The organism is Chromobacterium subtsugae, from assembly GCF_035919665.1.
In the GTDB taxonomy this organism is placed as follows: Bacteria; Pseudomonadota; Gammaproteobacteria; order Burkholderiales; family Chromobacteriaceae; genus Chromobacterium; species Chromobacterium subtsugae.
Genome location: NZ_CP142381.1, coordinates 4,705,615 through 4,721,247 on the forward strand (window position 1 = coordinate 4,705,615; position 15,633 = coordinate 4,721,247).

Genomic DNA, 15,633 nt, shown 5'->3' on the forward strand with positions numbered 1-15,633 from the left:
ATGACTTACGGACGGGTGTAAAAATGGAATCCGTGATAAATCAGTGACTTAAAATCACCAATAAAAGTGGGACGTGAACATTGCGGATCATAGGGGATGCAACATGGCGGCAATAATTGCCGATGGAACTCTCTGACGCACAAGTATCTTCAATAAAAGAAACACTTTACCCGCTAGCAGTTTCAGGGTTGTATTTAAAAAACAACATGCGGCTTAAACCAGCCGCATGTTGTTTGAGTAAATCAGCTCAGCCCAGCTTCTGGCGCAGGATATCCTGGACCTGGGCCGGGTTGGCCTTGCCCTTGGACGCCTTCATCACCTGGCCGGCCAGCGCGTTCAGCGCCTTTTCCTTGCCGGCGCGGAATTCCTCCACCGCCTTGGGGTTGGCGGCGATCGCCTCTTCCACCATCTTCTCGATAGCGCCGATGTCGGACACCTGCTTCAGGCCGTCGCGCTCGATGATGTCATCGGCGGACAGTTCGCTGTCCCACAGCGCTTCGAACACCTGCTTGGCCAGCTTGCTGGACAGGGTGTTGTCGGCGATGCGGACGATCAGGCCGGACAAGCGCGCCACCGAGATCGGGCAATCGGCGATGTCCTTGCCGTCGCGATTCAGCCGCGCGGCGATTTCGCCGTTGATCCAGTTGGCGGCCAGCTTGCCCTGGCCGGAAGCCTTGGCCACGGCTTCGAAATACTCGGCCTGGGCCAGGCTGGAAGTCAGCAGCGCCGCGTCGTAGGCGGACACGCCGTAGCTTTCCACGAAGCGGGCCTGCATCGCGGCCGGCAACTCCGGCATCTCGCCCCGGATGCGGGCGATCTGCTCGTCGGAGATGCGCACCGGCAGCAGGTCAGGGTCCGGGAAGTAGCGGTAGTCGTGCGCGTCTTCCTTGCTGCGCATCATGCGGGTCTCGCCGCTGTCCGGGTCGAACAGCACGGTGGCCTGCTGCACCTTGCCGCCGTCTTCCAGGGTGTCGATCTGCCACTGGATTTCGTACTTGGCGGCCTGCTCCAGGAAGCGGAAGGAGTTGAGGTTCTTGATCTCGCGGCGGGTGCCGAATTCCTTCTGCCCCTCCGGGCGCACCGATACGTTGACGTCCATGCGGAAGCTGCCTTCCTGCATATTGCCGTCGCAGATGCCCAGCCAGGTCACCAGCGTGTACAAGGCCTTGACGTAGGCCAGCGCCTCGTCGACCGAGCGCATGTCGGGCTCGGACACCACTTCCAGCAGCGGCGTGCCGGCGCGGTTCAGGTCGATGCCGGACAGGCCCTGGAAGTCTTCGTGCAGGCTCTTGCCGGCGTCTTCTTCCATGTGGGCGCGGGTCACGCCGATGACCTTTTCCTGATCGCCGACCAGAATCTTGAGCTTGCCGCCCTCGACGATGGGCAGGTCCATCTGGCTGATCTGATAACCCTTGGGAAGGTCCGGATAGAAGTAGTTCTTGCGGGCGAACACGTTCTTCTGGTTGATGTTGGCGTCCAGCGCCAAACCCAGGCGAATCGCCTTGTCCACCACCGCGCGGTTCAGCACCGGCAGCACGCCGGGCAGCGCCAACTCCACCGCGGAAGCCTGGGTGTTCGGTTCGGCGCCGAAGGCGGTGCTGGCGCCGGAGAAAATCTTGGAGACGGTATTGAGCTGCACGTGCACCTCGATACCGATTACGACTTCCCATTTCATGGTCGGAAAATCCTTATTCATGCCAGAACGCAAGCTCAGCCGCGCTCTTGGAAACGTAAACTCTTAGCCTGCTCGCAAGCGGCGCGAAGACAAGGCGGGCACGCGCAGACGGGTTTGGTACGGCAAGCGCGCCCAACGCCGCATTCGCGTCGCGCAGCCGCCGGCTTACAGCGCGGGCGCCTTGGCGTGCCAGTCTGTCGCCTGCTGGAACTGGTGCGCGACGTTCAGCATCTTGGCTTCAGCGAAGTAGTTGCCGATGATCTGCAGGCCGATCGGGCGGCCGTTGGCGGCGAAGCCGGCCGGCACGCTCATGCCAGGCAGACCGGCCAGGTTCACCGACAAGGTATAAATGTCGGACAGATACATCTCTACCGGGTCGGAAGACATCTGGCCCAAATCGAAGGCGGCTGTCGGCGCCACCGGCCCCAGGATCACGTCGCACTGGTCGAACGCGGCCTTGAAGTCGTTGGCGATCAGGCGGCGGATCTTCTGCGCCTGCAGATAGTAGGCGTCGTAGTAGCCGTGGCTCAGCACGTAGCTGCCCACCAGGATGCGGCGCTTGACCTCGTCGCCGAAACCTTCGGCGCGGGTCTTTTCATACATTTCCACCAGGTCCTTGTAGTCCTTGGCGCGGTGGCCGTAGCGGACGCCGTCGTAGCGGGACAGGTTGGTGGAGGCCTCGGCCGGGGCGATCACATAGTAAGCCGGGATCGACAGCTCGGTGTTGGGCAGACTGACTTCCACCGCCTCGGCGCCCAGCTTCTTCAGTTCGGCCACCGCGTTGTCGACCGCGCGCGCCACCTCGCCATCCAGGCCGGCTGCGAAGTACTCCTTGGGCAGGCCCACCTTCAAGCCGGCCAAGGATTGGTTCAGATCGCGGCTGTAGTCTTCGCGGGCGCGCTCCAGGCTGGTGGAGTCGCGCGCATCGAAGCCAGCCATCACGTTCAGCATCAGCGCGCAGTCTTCGGCGGTCTGGGCGATCGGGCCGCCCTGGTCCAGCGAGGAAGCGAAAGCCACCATGCCGTAGCGCGACACCACGCCGTAGGTCGGCTTGATGCCGGTGACGCCGCAATGGCTGGCCGGCTGGCGGATGGAGCCGCCGGTGTCGGTGGCGGTGGCCACCGGCGCCAGGCGCGCGGCGACAGCCGCGGCGGAGCCGCCGGAGCTGCCGCCCGGAATGGCGTTCAGGTCCCACGGGTTCTTCACCGCGCCGTAGAAGGAATTCTCATTGGACGAGCCCATCGCGAATTCGTCCATATTGGCGCGCCCCAGCGTCACCATGCCGGCGGCGGCGCATTGCTCCACCACGTGGGCGCTGTAAGGCGAGACGAAGTTGTCCAGCATCTTCGAGCCGCAGCTGGTCTTCCAGCCTTGCTGGCAGAACAGGTCCTTGTGCAGCAGCGGCACGCCGGCCAGAGGGTGGGCGTCGCCGGCGGCGATGCGCGCGTCGGCGGCGCGGGCTTCGGCCAGGGTTTTATCCCGGTCTACCGTGATCACCGCGTTGAGCGCCGGATTCAGCGCCTCGATGCGGTCCAGATACTGGCCGGCCAGTTCCACGCTGGAAACTTCCTTGGCCGCCAGCTGTTGCGACAATTGCTTGAGGGTGGCTTGTGTCATTTCGATTTGGTCTTGCTATCCGGATAGTCTGGCCCGGACGGCGCCGCGATGGGGAACCAAGCGCGCCGGGGCCGATCAGAGGGCTTACTCGATCACTTTGGGAACCAGGAACAGGCCCTTTTCCACTTGCGGCGCCACCGCCTGGAAGGCCTCGCGCCGGTTGGTTTCGGTGACGGCGTCGTCGCGCAGCCGCAAGGACACGTCCTGCGGATGGGCCATCGGCTCGATGCCGGAGGTGTCCACCGCCTGCATCTTCTCGATCAGGCTGAAAATATCGTTGAGCTTGTCCGCAGTGGCGGCGATTTCCGCCTCGTTCACATCGATGCGGGCAAGCTTGGCAATCCGTGCGACATCCTGGTGCGTCAGCGACATGGCGTCCTCGTTAAAACCTTTAATATTTCAAGCTTTATAGGGTATCATACCCCGTTTGATTCTCCCAAGATCGAGATTGCGCCACGACGCGCGCTGACGGCATTTTCCGCCGCCTCGGCAATGCGCGCCGGGGCCAAGCAACGCAGGCCAGTTTCCACCCCCCCGGACCACCGGGCAAGAACTGCTCAAGGCCAGCCGATTGGGCGCACATCCCGCCCTCACGCGACGCTGACAGCAGCGCTTTTTGCCCGCCTGCGGGTGGAGCTTGGGCCTATGACAGATAAACTGGAATTCACGGGCGCCGCCGGCGTCCGCCCCTGACGAAAACTGACCAGGATCGCCCAATGTTTCGTTCGCTGACCGGATACTTCTCCAACGACCTCGCCATCGACCTTGGCACCGCCAACACCCTGATCTACATGCGCAGCAAGGGCATCGTGCTGGACGAGCCCTCCGTCGTGGCCATCCACAACGACGCGCCCACCAACAAGAAGTCCATCCTGGCCGTCGGCCTGGAAGCCAAGCGCATGCTGGGCCGCACCCCGGGCAGCATCCAGGCGATCCGTCCGATGAAAGACGGCGTGATCGCCGACTTCACCGTCACCGAGCAGATGCTGAAGCAGTTCATCAAGAAGGTGAACCCGAACCGCTTCTTCGCCGCCAGCCCGCGCATCGTGATCTGCGTGCCCTGCGGCTCCACCCAGGTGGAGCGCAAGGCGATCCGCGACTCCGCCCTGGCCGCCGGCGCGCGCCGCGTCGAGCTGATCGAAGAGCCGATGGCGGCCGCCATCGGCGCCGGCCTGCCGGTGGAAGAGCCGACCGGCTCGATGGTGGTGGATATCGGCGGCGGCACCACCGAGGTGGGCGTGATCTCGCTGGGCGGCGTGGTGTACAGCAACAGCGTGCGCGTCGGCGGCGACAAGTTCGATGAAGCCATCATCAACTACATCCGCCGCAACTACGGCATGCTGATCGGCGAAACCACCGCCGAGGAAATCAAGAAAACCATCGGCTCCGCCTTCCCCGGCGCCGAAGTGCGCGAAATGGAAGTCAAGGGCCGCAACCTGGCCGAAGGCATTCCGCGCGCCTTCACCGTGTCTTCCAATGAAATCCTGGAAGCGCTGACCGAGCCCCTGAACCAGATCGTCTCCGCGGTGAAGATCGCGCTGGAGCAGACCCCGCCGGAACTGGGCGCCGACATCGCCGAGAAGGGCATGGTGCTGACCGGCGGCGGCGCGCTGCTGAAGGACATCGACCGCCTGCTCGCCGAGGAAACCGGCCTGCCGGTGTTCGTCGCCGAAGAACCGCTGACCTGCGTAGTGCGCGGCTCCGGCAAGGCGCTGGAGAAAATGGACAAGATCGGCACCATTTTCACCAACGTGCCTTAAACTTCAGCAACGGACCTTAACCAACCGAGCGAACGCCGCGCCGTCAAGGCGCGGCGGTTGTGGCCATGGATTTCGCCAACACCCCCAGCTTTTTCCGCTCCGGGCCGCCTCCGGCTGCGCGCCTGGCGATGAGCGCAGTGGCCTCGATCGCGCTATTGATAGGCGACAGCCACTACGGCCTGATGGAACAAGCGCGGGAAGCCCTGTCGCTGGCGCTGTACCCGGTGCAGCGCGCGGTCAACCTGCCGGCGCAGGCGGTGCGCCACGCCGGCGACTACCTGACCTCCCAGACCGAGCTGAAGCAGGAAAACACCGAGCTGCGCACCCGCCAGCTGCAGATGTCGGCGCAGCTGTCGCGGCTGCAGACGCTGGAGCGCGAGCTGAACGAATTGCGCGCGTTGAACGCCATCCGCGCCCAGCGCGACGACTCGGCGCAGATCGCCGAGACGCTGTACACCGGCCGCGACCCGTTCTCGTACAAGATCATCATCGACAAGGGCGACGACGCCAAGCTGCAGGCCGGCCAGCCGGTGGTTGACCCGCGCGGCCTCTTGGGCCAGGTGACGCGGGTGCAGCCGCTGACCGCCGAGGTGACGCTGGTCATCGACAAGAACCAGATGGTGCCGGTGATGATCGCCCGCACCGGCGAGCGCGCCATCCTCTATGGTTATGGTGGCGGCGTCGAGCTGCGCTATCTGCCGCAAAGCTCCGATGTGAAGGAAAACGACCAGGTGGTGACTTCCGGCCTGGACGGGCTGTTCCCGGAAGGCATTCCGGTGGCGGTGGTGAGCAAGGTGGAGCGCAATCCCGGCGCCGCCTTCACCCGCGTCAGCACCGTGCCGCTGGCCGGCGTGCAGCAAACCCGCTACGTGCTGGTGCTGCAGGCCCGCGAAACCCGCGCCCGCCCGGCCGAGGCGCCGGCGATTGTAGAGAAAAAGACCAGGGGCGGCAGAAAGGCCGCCGCCGAGGAGTAGACCCCGATGTCGTTGGACCGTCCCAAGGAATTGCTCAAGCCGGTCAAGCGCCGCTTCATCCTGCTCACCTTCGTCGCCGCGGTGCTGGTCGAACTGGTGCCGCTGCCGCATGGCAGCACCCGCTGGCTGCCCGATTTCATCGGCCTCTTGATCCTGTACTGGGTGATCAACCAGCCGCGCCGCGTCAACATCGGCATCGCCTTCATGATGGGCATCATCGCCGACGTGTCCACCGCCGGCCTGTTCGGCCAGCACGCGCTGGCCTATTCGGTCACCGCCTTTCTCGCCTTGAGCCGCCAGCGCCAGCTGGTGATGTTCAACCTGGGGCAGCAGGCGCTGGTGGTGCTGGGCCTGATGCTGACCAACCAGATCATCATGGTGGTGGTGCGGATGCTGACCGGCTCCGCTTTCGTCGGCTGGAGCTATTTCCTGCCGCCGCTGATAGGGGCGCTGCTGTGGCCGCTGTTGACCAAGCTGATGTTGATTCCCTATCGCCACCACTCGGTATGAGACCCGCCTGATCCATGCGCCGCCCCGCCCGTTTCAAGAATCCGCAAACTGAAGAAGAAGAGTTTCAGCTGCGGCTGATCATCGCCTACGGCCTGATCATCCTGATGTTCCTGCTCCTGCTGGCCCGCTTCGTCTGGCTGCAGGTGCTGCAGCACGACCATTTCTCCACGCTGGCGCAGAACAACCGCATTTCGCTGGTGCCCATCCTGCCCAACCGCGGCCTGATCCTCGACCGCAACGGCATCGTGCTGGCGCAGAACTACTCCGCCTACACGCTGGAGCTGACGCCGAGCAAGATTCCCGACCTCGCCGCCACCATAGACAAGCTGAAGAAGCTGGCCGACGTCAGCCCGCGCGACGAGAAGCTGTTCAAGAAGCTGCTGGCCGAAAGCAAGAATTTCGAAGCCATTCCGCTGAAGGTGAAGCTCACCGACGAGGAAGCCGCCCGGGTGGCGGCCAACGCCTGGCAGTTTCCCGGCGTCGAAGTGAAGGCCAGGCTGTTCCGCGACTATCCGTACAAGGAAATGACCAGCCACGTGCTGGGCTACATCGGCCGCATCAACCAGAAAGACCAGGAACGCCTCGCCGACGAGGACAAGACCACCAATTACAAGGGCAGCAACTACATCGGCAAGACCGGCCTGGAAGCGGTGTACGAGGAAGACCTGCACGGCCAGGTGGGCTTCGAGGAAATGGAAACCGACTCCGGCGGCCGCGCGGTGCGCAGCCTGCGCCGCACGCCGCCGGTCAACGGCAACACGCTCAAGCTGGCGCTGGACATCCGGCTGCAGGAAATGGCCGACAAGCTGTTCGGCGAGCGCCGCGGCGCGCTGGTGGCGATAGACCCGTCCACCGGCGGCGTGCTGGCCTTCCTGTCCAAACCCGGCTTCGACCCCAGCCTGTTCATCGACGGCATCGACAGCCAGACCTGGGCCGCGCTCAACACCGACTGGCAGAAGCCGCTGGTCAACCGCGCGCTGCGCGGCACCTATCCGCCCGGCTCCACCTTCAAGCCCTTCATGGCGATGGCGGCCCTCACCACCCACAGCATAGGCCTGCACGACATCCGTCCGGCGCCCGGCTATTTCACGCTGCCCGGCTCCAGCCACCAGTTCCGCGACAGCAAGAAGGGCGGCAACGGCATGGTCAACCTGCAGCGCGCCATCACCGTCTCCAGCGACACCTTCTTCTACAAGCTGGCCTGGGACATGGGCATAGACAAGATCCACCCGGTGGTCGGCTCCTTCGGCCTGGGCAGCAAGACCGGCATCGACCTGGACGGCGAGGCCAGCGGCGTGCTGCCGAGCAAGGAATGGAAGGCCAAGCGTTTCGCCCGCTACAAGCCCGAGGTGCGGCGCTGGTATCCGGCCGACGTGGTCAGCATCGGCATCGGCCAGGGCTTCAACGCCTACACCCCGCTGCAGATGGCCAACGCCACCGCCATCATGGCCAACAACGGCCAGGTGTTCAAACCGCACCTGGTGCAGCAGGTGGTGGACTCCAAAACCGGCCAGGTGCGCCAGATCGAACCGGCGCCGGTCCGGCAGCTGCCCTATCCGCAGGAGTACTTCGACTACATCAAGGAAGGCATGCACAATGTGATGATCTCGGGCACCGGCGCCCGCGTCGGCGTCGGCCTGAAGTATTCGATGGCCGGCAAGACCGGCACCGCGCAGGTGGTGGCGATCAAGCAGGGCGCCAAGTACAACGCCGCCGCGCTGGCCGAGCAATACCGCGACCACAGCTGGTTCATCGCCTTCGCCCCGGTGGAAAAACCCAAGATCGCGGTGGCCATCATCGTCGAAAACGCCGGTTTCGGCGCCGCCGCCGCCGCGCCGGTGGCGCGCGGCCTGTTCGATTACTACCTGCTGGGCAAGGTGCCGACCGACCTGGCCGGCCTGCTCAAGACCGTACCGATGGAAAACGGGGACACGCATGAAGACACCCCTGATTAAGCGCATCTGGCTGCAGATCAAGGAGCCGCTGGACGGCTGGATGATGCTGTTCCTGGGGCTGATCTTCGCGGTCAGCATGGTGCTGCTGTACTCCGCCAACAACCAGTCCTTCGACAAGATAGACAACAAGCTGGCCTACACCGTGCTGTCGCTGCTGGTGATGTGGCTGATCGCCCGCATGCGGCCGCAAAGCGTGATGAACTTCGCGCCGCCGATCTACGTGCTGGGCGTGCTGCTATTGGTGGCGGTGCATTTCAAGGGCATCACCGTCAACGGCTCCACCCGCTGGCTGAACCTGGGCGTCACCCGCATCCAGCCGTCGGAAATCCTCAAGATCGCGCTGCCGATGATGCTGGCCTGGTTCTTCCAGAAATACGAACTGTCATTGCGCTGGTGGCATTACCTGATCGCGGCGCTGCTGATCGCCATTCCCAGCGCGCTGGTGCTCAAGCAGCCCGACCTCGGCACCACGCTGCTGATCGCCGCCGCCGGCCTGTTCGTGCTGTTCTTCGCCGGCCTGCCGTGGAAGGTGATCCTGGCCGGCGCGGTGATGTTCGCCGCCAGCCTGCCCCTGGTGTGGAACCATCTGCACGACTACCAGCGCAAGCGGGTGCTGACCCTGATCGACCCCACCACCGACCCGCTGGGCACCGGCTACCACATCATCCAGTCGATGATCGCCATCGGCTCCGGCGGGCCGTGGGGCAAGGGCTGGCTCAACGGCACCCAAACCCACCTCGACTACATCCCGGAACGCACCACCGACTTCATCTTCGCCGTGTATTCCGAGGAGTTCGGCCTGGCCGGCAACGTGGTGCTGCTGGCGCTGTACCTGCTGATCCTCAGCCGCGCGATGATGATCACCGCCAGCGCCCAGACCCTGTACGGCCGGCTGATGGCGGCGTCGATCACCATGTCCTTCTTCGTCTACGCCTTCGTCAACATGGGCATGGTGTCCGGCATCCTGCCGGTGGTCGGCGTGCCGCTGCCCTTCATGTCCTACGGCGGCACCGCCACCGTCACGCTGTTCATCGGCATGGGCATGCTGATGGGCATCAGCAATCTGCGCCGGCTGTAAGCTTGCCTCCGGTTCCGGCCGCCGCGCCGGAACCAAATCCCTTCGCTTCGCGTCCATATGGTGTGTTGCAACCACCATAATAATGACAATTAGCTGTCAATTTATTCAAATCAAACTTCATATCATATACACTTCGCCATCCCGCCATTCACTTGCCCAAGCGGCCTCCCGCCGGGAGCGCCGCGGAGTCAGACCATGCGAATCCAAACCCTGGGCCTGCTGCTGGTCCTGGCCGTGAGCCAGGCCGCTCCCGCCCGCGCCGCCGCATTGCCCGCCCCTTACGCCAGCGTGGAAGGCGTCAGCGAATACCGGCTGGACAACGGCCTGCGCCTATTGCTGGCGCCGGACGCTTCCCAGGCCGCCATCACCGTCAACCTGACCTACCTGGTCGGCAGCCGCCACGAAAGCTATGGCGAAACCGGCATGGCCCACCTGCTCGAACACATGATGTTCAAAGGCACCACGCGCATCGCCAACGTGATGGACGAGCTGTCGCGCCGCGGCATGCAGGCCAACGCCACCACCTTCCTCGACCGCACCAACTACTTCGAAACCTTCCCCGCCGACGACGACAACCTGGCCTGGGCGCTGCGGATGGAGGCCGACCGCATGACGGACAGCCGCATCGCCCGCGCAGACCTGGACCGCGAGTTCTCGGTTGTGCGCAATGAAATGGAGATGGGCGAAAGCGACCCGTTCCGCGCGCTGTGGAAGCAGCTGACGGCGGTCAGCTTCGACTGGCACAACTACGGCCACAACACCATAGGCGCGCGCTCCGACGTGGAAAAGGTGCGCATCGACAATCTGCGCGCCTTCTACCGCAAGTATTACCAGCCGGACAACGCGGTGCTGGTGATCAGCGGCCGCTTCGACCCGGCGCGCGCGCTGGCGCTGACGCGTGACAGCCTGGGCGCCGTGCCGCGCCCGGCGCGCGCGCTGACGCCCACCTGGACCGAAGAGCCGCAGCGCGACGGCGCGCGCAAGGTGACGGTCCGCCGCGCCGGCGACACCACGCTGCTGGCCGCGCTCTACCACGCCTCGGCCGGCAGCCATCCGGACTGGGCGGCGCTGCAGGCGCTGGACCACATCCTGACCAACGCCCCCAGCGGCCGGCTGTACCAGGCGCTGGTCGACGGCCGCCACGCGGTCAAGGTGTCGGCGCTGAGCCCGGCGCTGGCCGAGCCCGGCTACGTGTCGTACTGGGCCACGCTGTCCAAGGGGCAAAAGCCGGCCGAGGCGCGCCGCGTCATGCTGGCCACGCTGGAAGACATCCGCCGCCATCCCATCGTCCAGGCCGAGCTGGACCGCGCCCGCGCCGCTTGGCTCAACCAGTTCGAGCAAACGGTCAGCGACCCGCAGGCGCTGAGCCTGGCGCTGACCGAAGCCATCGCGCTGGGCGACTGGCGGCTGTTCTTCCTCGAGCGCGACCGCATCGAGCGGCTGACCGTGGCCGACGTGCAAAAGGTGGCGGAAAACTACCTGAAGCCCAGCAACCGCACGCTGGGCGAATACCTGCCGACCCCGCATCCCGACCGCAGCGCGATTCCGCCCGCGCCGGACGTCGCCGCGATGGTCAAGGATTACCAGGGCAAGCCGGCGCTGGCCCAAGGCGAAAACTTCGACCCCAGCCCGGCCAATATCGAGCAGCGCAGCCGCAAACTGACGCTGGACAATGGCGCAGAGGCCGCGCTGCTGCCGAAACAAACCCGCGGCCACGCCGTCAGCGGCTATTTCAGCTTCGCCTTCGGCGACGCCGAGAGCCTGGCCGGCCAGCGCCTGGCCAGCCGGCTGACCGCCGCCATGCTGGACAAGGGCGCGGCCGGCCTCAGCCAGGCCGACATCGCCAACCGCATCGAACAGCTCAAGTCCTCGCTGCAGATCAGCGGCAGCGGCCAGGAAGTGCGCGTCGGCTTCACCAGCCAGCGCGACACCCTGCCGCAGCTGATAGACCTGATCGCCCGGCTGCTGCGCGAGCCCAGCTTCCCGGCCGCCGAATTCGACAAGCTGCGCGAGGCCAACCGCACCCGGCTGGCGGCGCTGCGCGACAACCCGCAGGCGCAGGCGGCGCGCGCGCTAGGCCAGCGGCTCAACCGCTACCCCGCCGGCGACATCCGCCATGTCCCGGCGCTGGACGAAGAGCTGGCCGAGCTGAACGCGGTCGGCCTGGAGCAACTGCGGCGCTTCCACCGCGGCTTCTACGGCGCGGGCCAGGCGCGGCTGGCGCTGGTCGGCGATTTCGACGCCGACGCCATCGGCCGCCAGCTGAACCAGCGCTTCGGCGACTGGCGCAGCGCGGCGCCTTATCGCCGGCTGGACGACAAGCTGCCGCAACCGCAAGCCGGCCGGCAGCTGCTGCAGATCGCCGACAAGGCCAATGCCGCTTACCTGGCCGCGCTGCCGCTGGCGGTGCAGGATACCGACGACGACTACCCGGCGCTGCTGCTGGCCAACCACATCCTGGGCGGCGAAAGCCAGTCGCGGCTGTTCCAACGCCTGCGCCAGCAGGACGGCCTGAGCTACGGCGCCGGCAGCGCGCTGAGCGTCGACAGCCGCCAGCCGGTGGCCAGCTGGCAGCTGTACGCGATCTACGCGCCGCAAAACCTGGCCAAGCTGCAGCACGGCGTCGGCGAGGAGCTGGCGCGGCTGCTGCGCGACGGCGTCAGCGCGCAGGAAGTGGCCGACGCCAAGCGCTCGCTGCTGCAATCGGCGCAACTGGCCCGGGCGCAGGACGACACCCTCAGCCGCATGCTCAGCCAACAGCTGGACCAAGGGCGCGACATGGCGTTCCAGGCGGCGCTGGAGCGGAAGCTGCAGCAGGCCACGCCGGCCGACGTCAACGCCGCGCTGCGCCGCTACCTGAAACCGGCAAGCCTGGTGGAGGTCTACGCCGGCGATTTCGCCGCCAAGGCGCCGGCGGCGCTCAAGCGCGACTAGCCGGGCCGCCGCCGTCCGGCTGGGCATCGGCGGAGAGCTCGGCCTGGCCGTCCGGCTGGGTGTCCGGCAGCGGCCGGCCGTCGCGGCCGAACAGCCGCAGCTGGCGCGGCAGGTCGTGCTCGTCCGCCAGCTTCACCCCCACTCCCACCAGCCGCACCGGCCGCGCGCCGCGGGCGAAGCCGGTGCGCAGCAGCTGGCCGAAGGCCGCCATCCCCAGCGCGTAGCCGGGCTGCTCCACCGTGGTCTGGGTGAAGTCGTCGAACTTCAGCTTCACCGACAGGCCCTTGAATTCGGGATTGCCGTTGCGCGCCAGCCGCGCCTGCAGCCGGTCCACCAGCTCCGCCAGCCGCCCCAGGCAGCTGGCGAGATCCGGCAGGTCCTGCGCGTAGGTCTCCTCGACGCTGATGGATTTGCGGCTGCGGTCGGTCGACACCGGGCGGTTGTCCACCCCCTGCGCCATCGCCAGCAGCGGTTCGCCGAAACGGCCGAAATGGCGGAACAGGTCGGCCGCGGTCCAGCGCCTGAGGTCGCCGCAGCTGCGGATGCCCAGCCGGTGCAGGCGCTCGGCGGTGACCCGGCCGACGCCGTGCACCTTCTCCACCGGCAGCAGCGCGACGAAGGCGTCGATGTCGCGCGGCCGCACCAGGAACTGGCCGTCGGGCTTGTTCCAGTCGCTGGCCACCTTGGCCAGGAATTTGTTGGGCGCGATGCCGGCCGAGGCGGTGATGCCCACCTCTTCGCGGATCTGGCGGCGGATCGCCTCGGCCATCAGCGTGGCGCTGCCCTGCTCGTGCGGCTGGCCGGTGACGTCCAGATAGGCCTCGTCCAGCGACAAGGGCTCGATCACCTCGGTGTAGCGCTGGTAAATGGCCATGATCTGCTGGCTGGCCAGCCGGTAGCGCGCCATGTCCGGCGGCAGGATCACCAACTCCGGGCACAGCCTGAGCGCGCGCGCCGACGACATCGCCGAATGCACGCCGTAACGGCGCGCGATGTAATTGCAGGTGGCGATCACGCCGCGCGTCTCCGGCCGCCCGCCCACCGCCAGCGGCATTTCGCGCAGGCTGGGGTCGTCGCGCATTTCGATGGCGGCGTAGAAGCAGTCGCAATCGACGTGGATGATCTTGCGCAGCGGGGCGTTCATCGCGGCGAAAGTCAGGATTGGCGGTCGCTGTGGCCCAGCGCCTTGTCCGGCGCGATGCGGTCGCGCAGCCGCTGCTTGAGGATTTTCAGCTCGGGAAAGCCGTCTTCCGCCTTGCGGTCCCACAGCAATTCGCCGTCCACCTCGACGCGGAACACGCCGCCGCTGCCGGGACGCAGCGCCACTTCGGCCAGCTCTTTCTCAAAGGTGGTCAGCAGCTCCTGCGCCAGCCAGCCGGCGCGCAGCAGCCAGCGGCAACCGGTGCAATAGTGGATGACGACCCGGGGCAAGGCGGCGGGAAGCGGGGAGGAAACGGAGGTGGTCATGACGAAAGTCGATGGCGGGACAAAAGCACAGCATACCGCAGAAAAACGACGCCGGCCCCCTGTCTTGTAGCTTGTTGTCGGGTGTGGAACACCCGCTCCTCCATCGTTTCTCTTTTATAGGCAGACTTGGCGCAAAACCAGTTTCGGGAGCCGGCGGCCGGTGATGACGTCTTGTTCAAAACTCATTACCCGGTGCCAGTGTGCCGAGCGCCGCCGCGGGTGTAAAGCGAATGCTCCCGGGACGGACAGTTGCTGCAAAGCACCATGTAACTTCGGCGCAACGCCGCGGCAAGACGAATAAAAACAGCGGCTTGCCCGCCGGGGCAGCCGCTGTCCATCAATGCGCCAACGCTCAGTGGCTGTGGCTGTCGCCTTCGCCGCCGTCCTGCACCACCACGTCCACGGTGACGCTGCCGGCCTTCTCGAACTTCAGCGTCAGCGGGAAGTGGTCGCCCTTGTTCAGCGGCTGCTTCAGGCCCATCAGCATCACGTGGTAGCTGCCCGGGGCGAATTTCACGGTCTGGCCCGGCGCGATCGCCACGCCGCCTTCCACCTTGCGCATCCGCATCACGCCGTTGTCGTTGACGTGGGTGTGCAGTTCGGCGGCTTCCGCGCGCGGAGTGCTGGCCGACACCAGCTTGTCTTCGGTCTTGCCCTGGTTCTTCAGCGACAGGTAGACGCCGCCGGTGGTGCTGGTGGCCGGCATCGCGCGGCTCCACGGATGGCCGATGTGGATGTCGCCCAGCTGGAAGGAATGGGCGGCGGCCAGGCCGGACAGGCACAGGCCGAACAAGGCGGCGGCGAAACGTTTCATCGCGGACTCCGTTATGAATGATGGGAGAAAATAGCGCCCCACTTTACCATGACGAAACAACTGGGCGGCGCGGCAAAATGTCGCAGGCGTCGGCGCGGCTGCCACACCCCGCCATGCCGCTGGTTTAAAGCGCGGGCGCGCGCTATCCGGCGCTGGCGGAACGCTCTACAATCGGCAGGCTATTCAATCGGCCCCGCATCATGTTCAAAACGTTGTCGCTGCAATTCCTGTTTGGCGGTCTGCTCAGCCTGATCACCATCACCAACCCGCTGTCCAAGATTCCCCTGTTCATCACGCTGACCCGCGAGATGAGCGATGCCGGCCGCGCCAGCCAGGCCCGCCGCGCCTGCGTGTTCGCCGCCGCCATCATGGTGGTGAGCCTGCTGGCCGGCAACCTGATCATGGCTGCCTTCGGCATTTCCTATGGCGCGCTGCGCATCGCCGGCGGCTTCGTGGTGGCGGTGCTGGGCTACCGGATGCTGTTCCTGTCGCAAGACCCTGGCCAGACGCCCAAGCAATCGGGCGAACGCGAGGACTACGCGTTCTTCCCGCTGGCGATGCCCGGCATCAGCGGCCCCGGCACCATCGCGGTGGTGATCGGCATCTCCACCGAGATCGCCGAACTGACCACGCTGCCGGCCAAGGCGCTGGCCTTCGCGATGACCTTCGCCGCCATCGGCCTGACCTGCGCCGGCATGTGGCTGACGCTGAAGTCGTCGCAGCTGATCTCAGCCCGGCTGGGCCGCGGCGGCCGCGAGGTGATGACGCGGCTGATGGGCTTTTTGCTGATCTGCATCGGCGTGCAGTTCGTCGGTTCCGGCATCCGCACCTTCATGGCCGGCTCCTAAG

Annotated in this window: 13 protein-coding genes; 7 read left to right on the top strand and 6 right to left on the bottom strand. The window is 65.9% G+C overall.

Annotation, left to right across the window (positions count from 1 at the left end; translation table 11 throughout):
- Nucleotides 1-247: 247 nt before the first annotated feature.
- The 3 genes from gatB to gatC form a co-directional block, all read right to left on the bottom strand.
- Nucleotides 248-1,675 (bottom strand): Asp-tRNA(Asn)/Glu-tRNA(Gln) amidotransferase subunit GatB, encoded by a 1,428-nt coding sequence (gene gatB, locus U6115_RS22500; protein WP_043571969.1) that lies wholly within the window; start codon nt 1,673-1,675, stop codon nt 248-250.
- Nucleotides 1,676-1,840: 165 nt separating this feature from the next.
- Entirely contained in the window at nt 1,841-3,292 is a 1,452-nt protein-coding gene (gatA, locus tag U6115_RS22505) for an Asp-tRNA(Asn)/Glu-tRNA(Gln) amidotransferase subunit GatA (protein ID WP_043571749.1), read from the bottom strand.
- Between the two features lie 84 nt (nt 3,293-3,376).
- Entirely contained in the window at nt 3,377-3,664 is a 288-nt protein-coding gene (gatC, locus tag U6115_RS22510; RefSeq protein WP_043571747.1) for an Asp-tRNA(Asn)/Glu-tRNA(Gln) amidotransferase subunit GatC, read from the bottom strand.
- Between the two features lie 344 nt (nt 3,665-4,008).
- Between gatC and U6115_RS22515 the strand changes: the two genes are divergently transcribed.
- The 6 genes from U6115_RS22515 (at nt 4,009) to U6115_RS22540 (ending at nt 12,503) form a co-directional block, all read left to right on the top strand.
- On the top strand, nt 4,009-5,052 hold the full coding sequence (locus tag U6115_RS22515) for a rod shape-determining protein (RefSeq protein WP_011137903.1): 1,044 nt from the start codon (nt 4,009-4,011) through the stop codon (nt 5,050-5,052).
- 65 nt (nt 5,053-5,117) lie between these two features.
- Nucleotides 5,118-6,026 carry a rod shape-determining protein MreC gene (mreC, locus tag U6115_RS22520; RefSeq protein WP_043571745.1) on the top strand — a complete coding sequence of 303 codons (909 nt, stop codon included), beginning with the start codon at nt 5,118-5,120 and terminating at the stop codon, nt 6,024-6,026.
- Nucleotides 6,027-6,032: 6 nt separating this feature from the next.
- The gene (gene mreD / locus U6115_RS22525; RefSeq protein ID WP_043571742.1) at nt 6,033-6,536 is read left to right on the top strand and encodes a rod shape-determining protein MreD; all 504 of its coding nucleotides are present in this window, start codon (nt 6,033-6,035) and stop codon (nt 6,534-6,536) included.
- 14 nt (nt 6,537-6,550) lie between these two features.
- Complete coding sequence (gene mrdA, locus U6115_RS22530) at nt 6,551-8,491, top strand: penicillin-binding protein 2 (protein ID WP_043571741.1); 1,941 nt, start codon at nt 6,551-6,553, stop codon at nt 8,489-8,491.
- A complete protein-coding gene (gene rodA, locus U6115_RS22535) occupies nt 8,472-9,569 on the top strand; it encodes a rod shape-determining protein RodA (RefSeq protein WP_043571738.1) in 1,098 nt (365 codons plus the stop codon). Before mrdA ends, rodA begins: the two co-directional genes overlap by 20 nt.
- A 195-nt stretch (nt 9,570-9,764) precedes the next feature.
- Nucleotides 9,765-12,503 (top strand): M16 family metallopeptidase, encoded by a 2,739-nt coding sequence (locus U6115_RS22540; protein WP_043571736.1) that lies wholly within the window; start codon nt 9,765-9,767, stop codon nt 12,501-12,503.
- On the opposite strand, the gene dinB is transcribed toward U6115_RS22540, so the two are convergent.
- The 3 genes from dinB to U6115_RS22555 form a co-directional block, all read right to left on the bottom strand.
- The gene (dinB, locus tag U6115_RS22545) at nt 12,490-13,647 is read right to left on the bottom strand and encodes a DNA polymerase IV (protein ID WP_052257884.1); all 1,158 of its coding nucleotides are present in this window, start codon (nt 13,645-13,647) and stop codon (nt 12,490-12,492) included. The two genes, U6115_RS22540 and dinB, sit on opposite strands and share 14 nt — an antisense overlap.
- An 11-nt stretch (nt 13,648-13,658) precedes the next feature.
- A complete protein-coding gene (locus tag U6115_RS22550) occupies nt 13,659-13,970 on the bottom strand; it encodes an Rdx family protein (protein ID WP_043571734.1) in 312 nt (103 codons plus the stop codon).
- Nucleotides 13,971-14,322: 352 nt separating this feature from the next.
- Nucleotides 14,323-14,784: a copper chaperone PCu(A)C gene (locus tag U6115_RS22555; RefSeq protein WP_043571732.1), complete on the bottom strand. Its 462-nt coding sequence runs from the start codon at nt 14,782-14,784 to the stop codon at nt 14,323-14,325.
- A 200-nt stretch (nt 14,785-14,984) separates the two neighbouring features.
- On the opposite strand from U6115_RS22555, the gene U6115_RS22560 reads away from it, so the two are divergent.
- The gene (locus U6115_RS22560; protein ID WP_043571730.1) at nt 14,985-15,632 is read left to right on the top strand and encodes a MarC family NAAT transporter; all 648 of its coding nucleotides are present in this window, start codon (nt 14,985-14,987) and stop codon (nt 15,630-15,632) included.
- Nucleotide 15,633: the final 1 nt, after the last annotated feature.

What these genes read in the sequence shown, in the direction of transcription:
- gatB (WP_043571969.1), bottom strand. Translation starts at nt 1,675, where the DNA reads ATGAAATGGGAAGTCGTAATCGGTATCGAGGTGCACGTGCAGCTCAAT.
- gatA (WP_043571749.1), bottom strand. Translation starts at nt 3,292, where the DNA reads ATGACACAAGCCACCCTCAAGCAATTGTCGCAACAGCTGGCGGCCAAG.
- gatC (WP_043571747.1), bottom strand. Translation starts at nt 3,664, where the DNA reads ATGTCGCTGACGCACCAGGATGTCGCACGGATTGCCAAGCTTGCCCGC.
- U6115_RS22515 (WP_011137903.1), top strand. Translation starts at nt 4,009, where the DNA reads ATGTTTCGTTCGCTGACCGGATACTTCTCCAACGACCTCGCCATCGAC.
- mreC (WP_043571745.1), top strand. Translation starts at nt 5,118, where the DNA reads ATGGATTTCGCCAACACCCCCAGCTTTTTCCGCTCCGGGCCGCCTCCG.
- mreD (WP_043571742.1), top strand. Translation starts at nt 6,033, where the DNA reads ATGTCGTTGGACCGTCCCAAGGAATTGCTCAAGCCGGTCAAGCGCCGC.
- mrdA (WP_043571741.1), top strand. Translation starts at nt 6,551, where the DNA reads ATGCGCCGCCCCGCCCGTTTCAAGAATCCGCAAACTGAAGAAGAAGAG.
- rodA (WP_043571738.1), top strand. Translation starts at nt 8,472, where the DNA reads ATGAAGACACCCCTGATTAAGCGCATCTGGCTGCAGATCAAGGAGCCG.
- U6115_RS22540 (WP_043571736.1), top strand. Translation starts at nt 9,765, where the DNA reads ATGCGAATCCAAACCCTGGGCCTGCTGCTGGTCCTGGCCGTGAGCCAG.
- dinB (WP_052257884.1), bottom strand. Translation starts at nt 13,647, where the DNA reads ATGAACGCCCCGCTGCGCAAGATCATCCACGTCGATTGCGACTGCTTC.
- U6115_RS22550 (WP_043571734.1), bottom strand. Translation starts at nt 13,970, where the DNA reads ATGACCACCTCCGTTTCCTCCCCGCTTCCCGCCGCCTTGCCCCGGGTC.
- U6115_RS22555 (WP_043571732.1), bottom strand. Translation starts at nt 14,784, where the DNA reads ATGAAACGTTTCGCCGCCGCCTTGTTCGGCCTGTGCCTGTCCGGCCTG.
- U6115_RS22560 (WP_043571730.1), top strand. Translation starts at nt 14,985, where the DNA reads ATGTTCAAAACGTTGTCGCTGCAATTCCTGTTTGGCGGTCTGCTCAGC.